A 14,209-nucleotide genomic window follows, 5' to 3' on the forward strand; every position below is an offset into this window, starting at 1 on the left:
ACCGAAGCGCGTTGACGGGAGCCGGGTTCGGGGTGGAAGCTCCGGACCTATGGACGCTCGCCGCACCCCACTCCTGACCGCCCTTTGCCTCGGCCTCGCGCTCGCAGGCAGCACGGCCACCGCTGGCCTCGCGGCCGCCGACAAGGCGCGGCCGGAGAAGGAGCGCAAGGCGCATCCGCCGGTCAGCCTCGACGATCTCTACACCCGCCTCAAGCAGGCCGAGGACGAGACCGAGGCCAAGGCCGTCGCCACCTTGATCGAGCGCCGTCTCGGCCGCTCCGGCAGCGCGACAGCCGACCTTCTTTCCGATCGTGCCCGGCAGGCGATGAGCGGCAACGACCTGCCGCTCGCCGTCGAACTGATGGACCGCTCCGTCGCCCTGGAGCCGAACTGGTCCGAAGGCTGGAGCCGGCGCGCGACCCTGTTCTGGCGCCTGTCCGACACCGCCACCGCCATCGCCGACCTGCAGCGCGCACTTGTGCTGGAGCCCCGCCATTTCGAGGCCTGGGCCGCGCTCGGCAAGCTCTACCTCGCCCAGGACGACAAGGGCCGGGCCCTCGACGCCTTCCGCCGGGCGGAGGCGCTCTACCCGCAATGGGACGTGCTCAAGAAGGCGATCGAGCGTCTGACACCCGAGGTGCAGGGACGCGACCTCTGATTCGCGTCCCGTGAGCCTCGCTGAACCTCTCCGCCTCGCCGTAGGCCTGCTGGCAACGGCCATCGGTCTCGTCGCGCTGCTGCTGCTCTGCGCGGCCGTGGCAACGCGGCTGATCGCGTGGCGCGTCGAGGCGCGCTATCCGGCCGCCGACCGAAGCGTCGAGATCGAGGGCGGCCGGATCGCCTATCTGGAGGACGGGCCGGAGACGGGGGCGCGAGGCACGGTTGTCCTGCTCCACGGCGCCTCGGCGAATGCCTATGACCCGATGGAGGGCGTTGGCCGGCAGCTCGCCCAATCCGGCTTTCGCGTCATCGCGTTCGATCGGCCGGGCTACGGCAACAGCGACCGAATCAGCGGCGCGGACGCCGCCTCACCGGCCTTCCAGGGGCGGGCGCTGGGACAGGCCCTCGACCGACTCGGCACCGGGCCGGCCATTCTGCTCGGTCATTCCTGGTCCGGCGCGCTCGCCCTGCGGATGGCCCTCGACCGGCCCGAACAGGTGGCAAGCCTCGTCCTCGTGGCACCCGTGGCCATGCCGCTTCCGTCGCACCCGTTGCCTTGGTGGGCGCGGATCGCTTTGACGCCGCCGGTGACGTGGCTGCTCACGCAGACCATCGCGGTCCCGGTCGGCCTCTCCTACCTTCCTTCGGTCGCGCGAAGCGTGTTCAAACCGGAAGCACCGGTCGAGAACTACCTCGCGGCGAGCCGGGCACCGCTGATTCTCCGACCGGGTCCGGCGCTGGCCAACATCCGGGATCTCTCCGGACTTCCCGCCGCGCTCGCCGAGCAGGCGCCGCGCTACGAAACCATCGCCGTGCCCACCGTGATCGTGGCCGGCGAGGCCGATCCCGTCGTCCAAACCCGCTTGCAGACCGATCCGCTGAGCCGGGCGATGCCGCACGCCCGGCGCGTGGTGCTGCCGGGCGCCGGGCATATGTTGACCTACACCGCCCCCGACACGCTCGTGCGCGAGGTCGAGGCGTTGACGGCGGCGATCGCGCGGTAGAGCTTCCGCGCGATCAAGCGTCCACCCGGATCCGATATCCGGGGTGATGTGTCAGGCCCGCTCGGCGTGCTCGCGGGTGACGAAGGCGATGCGCACCATGTTGGTCGCCCCCGGAATGCCGAACGGCACGCCGGCCACGATGATCACTCGGTCGCCGATCTCGGCGAAGCGCTCGCGCACCGCGAACTTCGCGGCGCGAAAGGCCATGTCGTCCACGTCGCTGGCATCCTTGGTGACGATCGGGTGCACGCCCCAGGCCATGGTGAGGCGCCGCGCCGTCTCGCGCTTCGGCGTCAGCGCGATGACGCTGGCATTGGGCCGGGCGCGCGCCAGCCGCAGCACCGTTGAACCGGAATGGGTCCAGGCCATGATCGAGCGCAGGCTCAGCGCCTCGACGATCTGGTGGGCCGCGGCCGCGATGGCGTCGGAAGCGGTCGGCTCCGGCTCGGAACGCTGCGCCATCAGGATCGACCAGTAGAGCGCGTCGCGCTCCACCTGTTCGGCGATGCGGTTCATGGTGCCGATCGCCTCGACCGGAAAGTCGCCGGCGGCGCTTTCGGCCGAGAGCATCACCGCATCCGCGCCCTCGTAGACGGCGGTGGCCACGTCCGACACCTCGGCGCGGGTCGGCACCGGTGAGGTGATCATCGATTCGAGCATCTGCGTCGCGACGACGACCGGCTTGCCGAGCCGGCGGGCGACGCGGGTGATGCGCTTCTGCACGCCCGGCACCTGTTCGAGCGGCATCTCGACGCCGAGGTCGCCGCGGGCGACCATGATGCCGTCGGAGATCTCGATGATCTCATCGAGGCGGGTGAGCGCCTGCGGCTTCTCGATCTTGGCCATCACCAGGGCGCGCCCGGCGGCGACCTTCTTGACCTCCGCCACGTCTTCCGGGCGCTGCACGAAGGACACCGCGATCCAGTCGGCGCCGGCCGCGAGGCCCGCTTCCAGATCACCGCGATCCTTCTCGGTCATCGCCGGCACCGGCAGCACGGTGTGGGGCAGCGACACGCCCTTGCGATTCGAGATGCGACCGCCGACCTCGACGCGGGTGACGGCACGCCCCTCGCTCACCTCCGTGACGATGAGGCGAAGCTTGCCATCGTCGATCAGGATGCCGTGGCTGGGCTCCAGCGCCGACAGGATCTCAGGATGGGGAAGGAAGACGCGGTCGGTATCGCCCGGCGTCGGATCCGAATCGAGCACGAAGGTCTGGCCGTTCTCCAGCACGGCCGCGTCGCCGACGAAGGTGCCGAGCCGCAGCTTCGGGCCCTGAAGGTCGACGAGGATGCCGATGGGGCGCTTGGCCTCCCGCTCGATGGTGCGAATCACCTCGATGCGTTCAGGCAGCTTCTCGCGAGCCAGATGGCTCATGTTGATGCGGAACACGTCCGCACCGGCGTGGAACAGCTTCTCGATCATCTCCGGCGTGTCGGATGCCGGGCCGAGGGTGGCGACGATCTTGGTGCGGCGCGAGCGCTTCAAAGGGGCCTCCATCATACCCGCTGGACCCGCGAGGCGCGGCAATCGCGTGCGGGAACGGCCCGGCGGATGGGTGGCGCGCGGGCGGGCGCCGATGGCCGGACGGGGGCTTGGCGGCCAGAAGCATCCCCCGGCCCGCGAGGTCAAGGCCGGAGCATCGACGCATTTCAACCCGAAGGCTGATACGGGAACTTTTTCTTTGGCTCGCCACTGTCTGTTGTTCAACTTTCCGAGATCTAAGCGTTTACGCGCCGCACAACGCAACTCTGGCGTTATCGACGCTGCGTGTTGCTGGAAAGTCATAGGCAGCTTGGCCGTCCCGCTGGTAGCTTAGCCCTCGAAATCAGCATTCTTCGAAGGCGGACCCATCGTGATCAGAGCTCTCCTCCTGGGCGGCACCGCGGCACTCGTGAGCACCGCCGCGCTCGCCGCCGATCTGCCGCGCCGTGAGGCTCCGCCGATCGCTTTCGCGCCCGTCCCGGTCTTCACCTGGACCGGCTTCTACGCCGGCCTGCACACGGGTTACGCGTTCACCGACAACCCGAACATCCAGACCCGCGGCAACGACCCCTTCACCGCCAGCAACGTGACGCTCGCCCGTCGTCCCGCCTCCCTCAAGAGCGAGGTCGATGGCTTCTCCCGCATCGGCGGCGGCTTCGGCTACAACCATCAGTTCACGCCGGGCGGCGGCTTCGTGGCCGGTCTGGCCTTCGACGCCACCTGGCTCGACCTCGACAAGCGCACGGGCTTCTACGGCGCGCCGAACCCCACCATCGGCAACGCCAGCGTCTACACGCAGAGCCTCGACTTCCTCGGCACCGTCAACGGCAAGCTCGGCTACGCCTTCGACCGGTTCTTCGTCTACGGCACCGGCGGTCTCGCGTTCGGTCACGTCAGCTACGGCGCGGACTTCTTCAACCCGGGCGCCACCGTCCTCCAGTACACCGGCGGCGGTCGCAAGATCTTCGAGACCGGCTACAACTACGGCGGCGGCATCGAGTACGCGATCCCGGTCGACAGCTTCCTGAACTACTTCTCGGTCGGTCGCTGGCTCGGCATCAAGTCCGACGTGACGATCAAGGCGGAGTACATTCGCTACGATCTCGGCAGCCGCAACGTGCTGATCAACCAGACCGCGCCGGTCCCGGCCGGCTCCTACACCGCGCGCTTCGCGACCGAGGGCAGCCTGATCCGCGCCGGCTTCAACTACAAGTTCAGCGGCCTCTAAGCCTCGAACCTCACAGATCGACGACGTTCAACGGGCGCCTCCAAGAGGCGCCCGTTTTCGTTTGGGCGGGTCTGATCGGATGTGCTGCGGAGGAGGACGCTCTTCATTCGTCCGGATCGCCGTGGCTCGATTGCACCGCCGACGTCGCCGATGGCGGGGCGCCCGTTCCATTCCTCGCCTGAAGTTCGATGACGGCATGCGAGCCAAGGCCCGAGGGGACCTCGCTCCCGCATGGCGCGATGCCTCAATGGCCGCGTTCGGCAGCACCGATACAAATCGAAGTGGTCTACCCGGTCGCGCCGCGAATCGCGGCGAGCGGCCGTCTCTACGGGCCGCCGGCCAGAGGCTGGCCCGGATCGGAGAGCTGGATCGTCCAGTTCCGCTGCTGACCGGTATCGACCTCGATGAAGCCGTTGCGGTCGAAGCCGCGGGCAAGACAATCCTCGACACCGCGGATGGTGAAGGCGGTGTCGCGGGTGCACATCATGGCGCGCCCGCTCCACTCGCCGCCGCGGCTGTAATCGACGGCGTAGAGGTAATAGAACTGCGCCGCCAGGGAGCCTTTGAGCAGGGTCTCGCAGTTACGCGGCTTGAGATCCCACCAACCCTCCGTCACCCAGCCCTGCGCATCCCGGTAGCCCAGGGTCACGCCGACCTTGCTGGCGGTCTGGTTGCACAGGCGCAGATCGGCCGAAGCGGGGAGGGGGAGGAGCGCGGAGGCGCCGAGGCAGAGCCCGAGGACGGCCCTGCGCCGCGAGCGCGCTCTCGCTAGTTTCTGCATCGTCTTCTTCCAAAAGCCGGTGGCCGCCTTTTGGGACGATGCTGTCAGGAACTCAACCGACGAGGATGACGCGGCAATCGTTGACATTGGTCCGAGTGGGGCCCGGCTGAACGAGATCGCCGATTGTCGCGAAGAATCGCGTCGAATCGTTGTCGAGCAGCATCGCTTTCGGATCGAGCCCTGCAGCCTGTGCGCGCGACAGCGTCGTCGCATCGACCAAGCCACCTGCGGGGTCGGTCGCCGCACCGCGTCCGCCATCGGTGCCGTCGGTATCGGCGGCGATGCCGGCGATGCCCTCGGCTCCGTCGAGCGCGATGGCGAGCGCCAGCGCATATTCCTGATTGGGGCCGCCATCACCCTCGCCGCGAATGGTGACGGTGAGTTCGCCGCCGGAGATCAGGGCGACGCGACGCCCCGCCTGCCGCGCCTCCAGCGCCAGCCGGGCATGTTCGGCCGCGACCTCGCGGGCCTCGCCCTCGAGATCGGAGCCCAGCATCACCGGCTCGTAACCGGCCCGCCGGGCGGCCTCGGCCGCCGCTTCGAGGGCGTCGATCGGCCGGGCGATGATGCGGTACTCGGCCCGGGCGAAGGCCGGATCGCCCGCCTTCGGCGTCTCGTTGGCCGGATCGTTCAGCAGGGCGAGCGCGGATTCGGGCAGGCTGATGCCGCGGCGCTCGCAGATCGCGCGGGCATCGGCCAGGGTCGAGGGGTCGGGCACGGTCGGGCCGGAGGCGATCACGGACGGATCGTCATGCGGCACGTCGGAGATGGCGAGCGTCAGAATCGACTTCGCGTTGCGTGCCGCCATCGCGAGCCGGCCGCCCTTGATGCGCGAGAGGTGCTTGCGCACGGCGTTGATCTCGTTGATCGGCGCACCCGAGCGCAGCAAAGCCTTGGTGATCGCCTGCTTCTCCGCGAGCGTCAGGTTGCCGGCGGGCGCGATCCAGTTCGCCGAGCCGCCGCCGGAGAGCAGCACCAGAACCTCGTCCTCCGGGCCCGCGCTCGCGGCAAGGGCGAGGGCTTCCTTGGTCGCCTCGATGCCGGCCGCATCGGGAACCGGATGGCCGGCCTCGACCATGCGGATGCCGGGTGCCTCCTCGCCGTAACCGTGCCGGGCCACGGCGAGACCGACGATCCGGTCCTCCGGCACCCCGTGCTCCTGGCGGTAGAATTCGCTCGCCACCGCGGCCATGCTGCCGCCGGCCTTGCCCGCACCGAGGATGATCAGCCGCCCCGACGTCGGCGCCGGCAGGTGCCCGGCGAGGCACTTGCGCGGATGGGCGGCGGCAATCGCCTCATCGAGAATCGACGAGAGGAGGGCGCGACGCTCCGCGTGGGCCGGATCGGTCGGGGCAGGGGCGGTCATGGGCGTCCTCGCGCGGGTCTTGACGGTTCTTGTTTGTGCGTTTGCTTGCCCGAGCGCTGCCGTGTCGGCAAGCCTTCGCGGTTTCACAAAACTTTCGGGCGCCGGAGCATTCTTTTTGACCCCGGCACCATCCTTGCTCTTCGGTTTACGTAGCGCCCTGCGCATGGCGGGTCGGCGGCGAGAGCCGCGCCCCTTCCGATCTCGCCGCGGCGGCCCAGATAAGCGCCATGCTCTCCCTTGAACCCGAGACCAAAACCCGCCCCGAACACCCGATCGAACGCATCGAGGGCGATGCGTCCCTGGGCCTCCTGCTCGTCTGCGAACACGCTTCGAACGCGGTGCCGGAGGATCTCGGCCGGCTCGGCGTGCCGGAAGCCGAATTCTCCCGTCACATCGCCTACGACATCGGGGCTGCCGAGGTGACGCGCCGGCTCGCCGCCCGGCTCGGGGTTCCGGCGGTGCTGACGCAGTTCTCGCGGCTGATCATCGATCCGAACCGGGGCCGGCGCGATCCGACGCTGGTGATGCGGCTCTCCGACGGCGCGATCGTGCCCGGCAACGCCCGGATCGATGCGGCCGGCATCGCCGAGCGGATACGGCGCTTCTACGTGCCGTTCGACCGCGCCGTGGACGAGGCGGTCGGCCGGTCGGAGGCCGCAGGCGTGCGTCCGATGTTCGTGACGATCCATAGCTTCACGCCGTTCTGGCGCACCATCGCCCGACCCTGGCAGGTCGGCATCCTCTACGATCAGGACGTGGGGCTGAGCCGCCTGCTGATCGAGGCGCTCAAGGCCGATCCGGCCGGCCTCTGCGTCGGCGACAACCAGCCCTACGATGGCGGCCTGCCCGGCGACACGATCGACCGGCACGCCACCGTTCGCGGTCTGCCCAACGCCCTGATCGAGATCCGCCAGGACCTGATCGGCGGGCCCGAGGGCCAGGAGGAATGGGCGCAGCGCTTCGCCCGCATCCTGAGGCCGATGCTGCGTCCGCCCGCTTGACGGGAGGGGATCGCAGGGCGACCTCTGCGTGATCCCCTCGACAGCGAAAGCCGCCCCCATGACCGAGCCCATGAACGGAATCGATCCCGCGACGCAGACCGAGCTGGAGGCGGCCGTGTTCCGCCGCCTCGTGTCGCATCTGCGCAACCGCGCCGATGTGCAGAACATCGACCTGATGAATCTCGCCGGCTTCTGCCGCAACTGCCTGTCGAACTGGCTGAAAGACGCGGCTGACGAGCGCGGCCTCGCTGTCTCGAAGGATCAGAGCCGGGAGCACGTCTACGGCATGCCCTACGAGGAGTGGAAGCAGAAGCACCAGACCGAAGCGAGCCCCGAGCAGCGGGCAGGCTTCTCCGCGGCTCAGACCAGCGGTCACTGAGGGGGCGCTGGCATCAACGAGCAGGTAAGGTTGATGCCGTAATCCCCAGGCATCCGGCGTGGGTCTTCGGACGCACGCCACCCCTCGCGTGAAGGAGCGCTGCCATGGCCGCCTCGCCTGCCCCGCCGTCGACCCATCCTCGGTCGCCGCCGACCAGCTCAAGAGCATCATCGAGCGCATCGAGCGTCTCGAAGAGGAGAAGGCCGGCATCGCGGGCGACATCAAGGATGTCTACGCCGAAGCCAAGGCCAACGGCTTCGATGTGAAGGTGCTGCGCAAGATCATCTCCCTGCGCAAGCGCGACCACGACGAGCGCCAGGAGGAGGAGGCGATCCTCGAGCTCTACCTCCAGGCACTCGGCATGGCCTAGCGCCACCGAAGCCACATCAGTCCCGCCAAAACCTCATCCTGAGGTGCCGCGCAGCAGCCTCGAAGGATCCTCCAGCTTTCGCGCGATCCCTGGAAGATCCTTCGAGGCCCGCTGACGCGTGCATCTCAGGATGAAGGGCGTGAATGGAAAGCGGGTGCTCGTCGAGCGGCATCGGGGCCCACGGCTGAATGCCCCCGAAGGGAGCGCGGGCGCCTAAGGCGTCAACGGCCCTGGACCGGACCCTGCGTCGCGGACCCGGTGAAGCGGGTGGCGGACAGCGCGAGAGGTTCGGCCGAGAAGCGCCCATTCAGAGCCTCGACCGAGGGGATGTGCAGGGCCTCAGCGGGCAGCGCCTCGTCGGGACGCGGACGCGCCAGTGCCACGCGAACGAGAGCGGTCGGCGCGGCCGGCTCCGACACGCCCTGAACCGCGGCGAAGAACAGGCTGCGGACCTGCTCGCGCGGGTCGGCATCCGCCGGCACCAGACGCGCCTCGACAATGGCCGGTTCAGGCGCTTCGGTGGCCGTCTCGCTCCCCGCCTGCGCCACGTGAACCATGCCGCCCAGGCCCTCGCCATTGAGAGAGGCGAGCTGTACCGGGCGTTGCGGCGGCAGCGGAATGGTCAGGGCGGTGGCCACGACGGCGAATTCCAAGGGACGCCGCGGCGGCAGCGGTGCGACCACCGCCTGATCCGCTTCGCCCGTCAGCAATTCCTTCGCCGAGGCGCCGTCCCGGCGCAGGGTCGTCGCGCGCAAGGCTTCGGAGGCCGCGGGCGCGGCATAGGCCATGGCCCCGGTTCCGTCGGCCGGGTCGGCGCTGGCGACCGCGATGCTCGGCTTGGCCCGAGCCTTGGACGGTATGGCGGCGCCGGCGAGCGCGGCCGGCGGCGCGTCGGTCCCGCCGCTTCCGCCGAAGAGCGAGGCGAAGAAGCCCTTGAGCCCCGGCCCCTCGCCGACCTCGTCGGCGCTGGCGAGTGCGGTGTAGCCCAGCACCGTGCCGCCGCGGGACAGGATCTCGGCGCGAGCCTCCTCGTAGCGGGCGAGCGGCTTGCCGTTGGCGGGAAGGTGGACGGTCTTGCCGTCCGGGAAAAGACGGGCGAGCTGGTCGTGGCTCATGCGCGGCCAGGAGCGCACCGAGCCGACATCGAGATGCACGAAGGGCGAGCCGGAGCGGGGATACCAGCCGACGCCGCCGCGCTGCATCCGCATGCCGACCGCGCGGATCTGGTCGATCGAAGCGTCGGTCATGAAGAAATCCATGGCCTTGCCGAGCATGTGCTGGCTTGTGTCGGCGACGCCCGAGGAGCGGCGACGCAGCATGCCGTTGGTCTTCGGGCTGCGGTAGCCGCAGACGATGCGCAGCGGCGCGGTCGAGCCGACGGAGCGCTGCGCCTCCCACACCACGTCGAACAGGCGCGGGTCCATCTTGATCGATTCGTTCTCGCGCCAGTCGCGCATCAGCCAGTTGATTTGGTCGAGGGCGGCGCGGTCGTAGCGTCCATCGCGCTTGAAGGTGACGTTGAGCGTCTCCCCCGTGTGCTCGTGCACCATGGAGAGGCTGCGGGTGTCGCCGTTGGCGATCGCGTCCTGGGTCTCCACCGTGCTGGCGACGAGCAGGACGGCCATCGCACCGGCGGCGGATGCGAGGCGCTTCAGGCGCGGGGAGGGCGAAGTGCGGTTCGAGGACAGGCGGTCCTGGATCGTACGCAGCATGGTCCTCACCCCACGAAACGGCGCGGCATCGGCGATGCCGCGAGGCGCAAGGATGACCGAGGACCGGAAAGGCGGGTCGTCGGGGCCCGTGCTGCTCACCGTCTTTCAGAGATGGCTACGGACCAACCGTGGCAAAAAAGTGCCTCACAAGACTTAAGCGTGATCCCGGCCCCGTGCTGTCCCGCGCAGAACGACGCCGTCGATGGCTCGTCTGGAGTGAAACGCGACCGCCGGCCTACCAGTAGCTGCGCGGCGGATAGGCGTAGGTGGGGGCGCTCTCCGGCTCGCCGAACATGTCCGACGACCGGCGGGGGCGGCGCGGCGCTCGCTGCGCGCCGCCTCGCGCGCCACGGTCTGGCGCGGGGCCGAGCGGGCGGCCTCGGCACTTGCGCGCTTCTCCTTCGCGGGCGCTTTCGCCACGGCCTCCGAGCGGGCGGCGAGCCCCAACGCGACCTTCATCGGCCCATCGTAGCCATAGAGGTCCGACAGGGTGCGGTAGGAGCCGAGATCGTCCACTTCCGCCGTGAAGTAGGCGAGGTGCACCGGCAGTTTCTCAGGCAGGCGCAGCGTCCGCTCGCCCTTGCCGATCAGCTTTTTGAGGCGTTCCTGGGTCCAGCTCGGCAGCACCGCGTCGGCGAAGCGGAACGGGTCGTCCACGCGCACGCAGCCGTGGCTGAAGGCGCGGGTCGAGGCGGAGAACAGCGAGCGGTTCGGCGTGTCGTGCAGGTAGACCGCGTGCTGGTTGGGGAACATGAACTTGATGAAGCCAAGCGCGTTCCGCTCGCCCGGCGGCTGGCGCAGGGAGATGTTGCCGCCCCGGCGCACCACCTCGAACCCGGCGGTGCGGCCCGAGGCCAGCATCTGCTTCAGGATCGAGGGCGGCACGTACCAGGACGGGTTGACGACGGCGTATTCCATCATCCCCGAGAAGGTCGGCGTCGGGCTCGTCGGCTTGCCGACGATCACCCGGGTTTCGTCGCGCATCTGCCCGTCGCGAAACACCTTCAGCTTGAATTCGGGCACGTTCACGAAGACGTAGTTCGGCCCGAGTTCGGGCGGTAGCCAGCGCCAGCGCTCCATGTTGACGAGGATATCGGCCTCGCTCGCGCTCGTCTTCGGCACGCTCGAACTGGCGAGCGCCGCGACGGTGGCGCGGGTGAGCGTTCCGTTCGCCGGCAGGCCACGGCTGCGCTGGAAGTTCTTGACGGCATCGGCAACGGCGCGGTCGTAGGCATCCGCCTCGCCGGGCGCCGAATCGAGGGTGCCGGCGGCGCTCGCGTCGAGACCGAAGCGGCTGCGCAGCAACGGCACCCGGGGGTCGCTCATCCCGAGCTTGAGCACCGGCCCGTCGGGAAGCTTGACGCTCGGCGCGCCTTGCGTCCGGCCGGCACGCAGGCCGGCGAGGCGCTTCTTCAGGGCGAGGTAGCCGGGCTGGCGCGGATTGTAGCTCTGCAGTACGTCGCCGGCCCCCGCGCCCGAAGCGGCGAGACGGGTCAGCACCGTGTCGGCCGGCGGCAGGTCGAGGGTGGGCGTGATGAGCCTCGAGATCGCGGCCGGGTTCACCCGCCCGCCGCGGGCGTCGCGGGCGTAGAGGGCGAGCGCGGCCGAGAGCTTGAGGTCGGCCTCGGCGATTTCCGCATCCGTGTCTGGGCGGCTGAGTTTGCCCACCACCGGAACGGGATAGGCGTTCGGATCGAGCCCGTCCTCGCCCGCTTCTCGCAGGCGGGCGATGGCCGCGTTGGCGGCGGCGGTGAAGGCCCGGTTCTCAATCCAGATCGGCTTGAAGTTGCCGAGCGCGTAGAAGGCCTGGATCGCCTCGCGGTCCTTGCCGGTCAGCCGTTGCAGCAGCGGTGCGGTGTCGTTGAGGCGCGCATAGACCGCGGCCGGAAGCGGCTCGCTCGGCGCGACCGGAGCCGGTGGCCCCTCGGCCGCGGGCGCGGGCGCCGGCTCTGCGGAGGGCGCAGGCGCATCGGCGGTCGGTGCCGCGCCGTTGGAGGGGTCGGGCGTGACCACCGGCTCGTTGGCAACGTCGACAGCGGCCTTACGGATAACGACGCCGGACTCCGTCGCGGCAGGCGCTTCCTCGGCACGAGCCGGGGCTTGGCTGAAAGCGAGGAGGGCCGCCAATGCAACGGACAGGGTCCGCGCGATGCCCGTTCCGGCTTCCGATGCAGCGCGCATGTCGGCAACTCCCTGGATACGGCCGAGACTGCCGCAGCTCTGCTTAAAGATCATCGACCGAAGCACGGCCGTGCGCAACCACACGACCACATGTCGCGGCCAAGCCGGAACCTGAAGGCGAACAGCCAAGGCAAACGCAGCGTCCTTAATATCGGATCGAGGACGATGCGTTTGCCTCTTGTTTTCGCATCGTCCCGAAAGCCGGCGACTGCCTTTCGCGACGATGCTCTGAACGACTGTCCGGCCTCAGGCGGCGTCCTCGGAACGCTCCTCGTCGTCGAGGCCGAGCTCCTTGAGTTTGCGGTAGAGGGTCGATCGGCCGATTCCGAGGCGGCGGGAGACTTCGGACATTCGGCCGCGGTAGAATTGCAGAGCGAAGCGGATCACCTCCGCCTCGACCGCTTCCATCGTCTTCATGTCGCCGGTGTCCTCGACGACGAGCGACATGGCGTGGGGATCGCGCACCTCGACGCGGACGATCTCCCGCACCGGCTCAAGACCGCCCGCAGGCAGGGCGGCCTGTGTCGGCAGCGGCGGGATGCGGACGTCGAAGCCCTCAACCTGCGCCGCGATCTGCGGAAACTCGGCCACCGTCAGTTCGTCGCCATCGGCGAGCACGACCGCACGGAACAGCGCATTCTCGAGCTGGCGTACGTTGCCGGGCCAGGGATAGCGCGAGAGCAAAGCCATCGCCTCGGCCGTGATGCCGCGCAGGCGTTTGCCCTCTTCCGCCGCGAACCGCGCGCAGAACGAGCGCACGAGATCGGGAATGTCCTCGCGCCGCGCCCGCAGCGGCGGCAGCGTCATGGGGAAGACGTTGAGGCGGTAATAGAGATCTTCGCGGAACTTGCCCTGTTTCACGAGGTCGAGCAGCGAGCGGTTGGTGGCCGAGATCAGGCGGATATCGACGCGCACGGCGCGCTTGCCGCCGACGGGATCGACCTCGCCCTCCTGCAGCGCCCGCAGCAGCTTCACCTGTGCGTCGAGGGGCAGCTCGCCGATCTCGTCGAGGAACAGCGTGCCCCCGAGGCCTCGACGAACTTGCCGACATGCTTCTCCGTGGCGCCGGTGAAGGCGCCCTTCTCGTGACCGAACAGGGTTGATTCGACGAGGTTCTCGGGGATCGCCCCGCAATTGACGGTGACGAAGGCCTTGCCGCGCCGGTCGCCAGAGCCTTGGATCGCGCGCGCCAGCACTTCCTTGCCAACGCCTGATTCGCCCTCGATCAGGACGGGAATGTTCGATTTCGCCGACCGTTCGGCCAGCCGAATCACCCGCTCCATGTCCGGGCTCTTCGAGGCGAGATCCTTGAAGCCCAGCGCGCCCGAGGCGCGACGGCGCATCCGGCGCACCTCCTCCTCGAGCTGATCGACCCGCAGGGCGTTCTTGATCGAGACCTGGAGCCGCTCGGCACCGGCCGGCTTGACCACGAAATCGACGGCGCCCGCCCGCATGGCGTTCACCACCGCGTCGATGGAGCCGTTCGACGTCTGCACGATGACGGGCGTGTCGATGCCGCTCTTGCGCATCTCGGCCAGCACGCTCAGCCCGTCCATGCCGCCGGGCATGACGAGATCGAGCAGCACGACATCGACGCTCTCGCCGCTGCGCAGGAGGTTCAACCCGTCATGGCCGTTCTCCGCAATCTGTGCCTGGAAACCGAGGCGGCGCACCATTGCCTCGGCGAGGCGACGCTGCACGGGATCGTCGTCGATGATGAGAACGGTGGTCGACATGCGGGGCGCCTCGCTTTCCGCTCAAACCGGCCGCGGGCCGACCCGGGCTCCCAGCGGAGACCGGCGGCGCATGGCGGCGGCTGTTTCGTTTCGAGGCACAGGGTCGCCCAAGAGCGTAAAGCGCCGCTTAACGACGCTCGAATTTAGCCCGCACGGCGTTCCAATCGACGTGACAGCGCGTCCAGGGGGCACCTTCCGTAGGCGCTCATGCGCCCCAGATTGCGGAGCGCGGTTGATCGCGACGGTCCTGCGCTCGATATCTGCCCCTGGCCGCGCTGGCGCGCCCGATGCCGAAGCGGCGGTCTA

The 14,209-nt window shown here is 69.2% G+C and carries 10 protein-coding genes and 2 pseudogenes; 6 read left to right on the forward strand and 6 right to left on the reverse strand.

Annotated features, from left to right (window positions below):
* Window positions 1-49 precede the first annotated feature (49 nt).
* Both MSPGM_RS13700 and MSPGM_RS13705 read left to right on the forward strand, forming a co-directional pair.
* Entirely contained in the window at window positions 50-658 is a 609-nt protein-coding gene (locus MSPGM_RS13700; RefSeq protein ID WP_003601866.1) for a tetratricopeptide repeat protein, read from the forward strand.
* A gap of 10 nt (window positions 659-668) precedes the next feature.
* A complete protein-coding gene (locus MSPGM_RS13705) occupies window positions 669-1,664 on the forward strand; it encodes an alpha/beta fold hydrolase (protein WP_003601865.1) in 996 nt (331 codons plus the stop codon).
* A gap of 51 nt (window positions 1,665-1,715) precedes the next feature.
* On the opposite strand, the gene pyk is transcribed toward MSPGM_RS13705, so the two are convergent.
* Complete coding sequence (gene pyk / locus MSPGM_RS13710; protein WP_003601864.1) at window positions 1,716-3,152, reverse strand: pyruvate kinase; 1,437 nt, start codon at window positions 3,150-3,152, stop codon at window positions 1,716-1,718.
* A gap of 367 nt (window positions 3,153-3,519) precedes the next feature.
* Here pyk and MSPGM_RS13715 point away from each other — a divergent pair, with 367 nt between their 5' ends.
* Window positions 3,520-4,377 carry an outer membrane protein gene (locus tag MSPGM_RS13715; RefSeq protein WP_003601863.1) on the forward strand — a complete coding sequence of 286 codons (858 nt, stop codon included), beginning with the start codon at window positions 3,520-3,522 and terminating at the stop codon, window positions 4,375-4,377.
* A 325-nt stretch (window positions 4,378-4,702) separates the two neighbouring features.
* Here the strand turns inward: MSPGM_RS13715 and MSPGM_RS13720 are convergent, their stop codons facing one another.
* Window positions 4,703-5,158, reverse strand: coding sequence for a DUF1036 domain-containing protein (locus MSPGM_RS13720; RefSeq protein ID WP_003601862.1), 456 nt, complete (start codon window positions 5,156-5,158; stop codon window positions 4,703-4,705).
* A 52-nt stretch (window positions 5,159-5,210) separates the two neighbouring features.
* Window positions 5,211-6,524 (reverse strand): glycerate kinase, encoded by a 1,314-nt coding sequence (locus MSPGM_RS13725; RefSeq protein ID WP_003601861.1) that lies wholly within the window; start codon window positions 6,522-6,524, stop codon window positions 5,211-5,213.
* Between the two features lie 227 nt (window positions 6,525-6,751).
* Here MSPGM_RS13725 and MSPGM_RS13730 point away from each other — a divergent pair, with 227 nt between their 5' ends.
* From MSPGM_RS13730 to MSPGM_RS13740, 3 genes and pseudogenes are all read left to right on the forward strand, one after another.
* Window positions 6,752-7,525, forward strand: coding sequence for an N-formylglutamate amidohydrolase (locus MSPGM_RS13730; protein WP_003601860.1), 774 nt, complete (start codon window positions 6,752-6,754; stop codon window positions 7,523-7,525).
* 58 nt (window positions 7,526-7,583) lie between these two features.
* Complete coding sequence (locus MSPGM_RS13735) at window positions 7,584-7,904, forward strand: DUF1244 domain-containing protein (protein WP_003601859.1); 321 nt, start codon at window positions 7,584-7,586, stop codon at window positions 7,902-7,904.
* Between the two features lie 104 nt (window positions 7,905-8,008).
* Window positions 8,009-8,274, forward strand: a pseudogene (locus MSPGM_RS13740) (DUF2312 domain-containing protein).
* Between the two features lie 221 nt (window positions 8,275-8,495).
* Here the strand turns inward: MSPGM_RS13740 and MSPGM_RS13745 are convergent.
* The 3 genes and pseudogenes from MSPGM_RS13745 to MSPGM_RS13755 all read right to left on the reverse strand — a co-directional run bounded on the left by MSPGM_RS13745 (window position 8,496) and on the right by MSPGM_RS13755 (window position 13,903).
* On the reverse strand, window positions 8,496-9,986 hold the full coding sequence (locus tag MSPGM_RS13745) for a DUF882 domain-containing protein (protein ID WP_003601857.1): 1,491 nt from the start codon (window positions 9,984-9,986) through the stop codon (window positions 8,496-8,498).
* Between the two features lie 153 nt (window positions 9,987-10,139).
* Window positions 10,140-12,167, reverse strand: a complete 2,028-nt coding sequence (locus MSPGM_RS13750) for a murein L,D-transpeptidase (RefSeq protein ID WP_261925672.1) — start codon at window positions 12,165-12,167, stop codon at window positions 10,140-10,142.
* 246 nt (window positions 12,168-12,413) lie between these two features.
* Window positions 12,414-13,903 (reverse strand): annotated as a pseudogene (locus MSPGM_RS13755) (sigma-54-dependent transcriptional regulator).
* Window positions 13,904-14,209: the final 306 nt, after the last annotated feature.

Source organism: Methylorubrum sp. GM97, assembly GCF_024347855.1.
Lineage (GTDB): Bacteria > Pseudomonadota > Alphaproteobacteria > Rhizobiales > Beijerinckiaceae > Methylobacterium > Methylobacterium extorquens.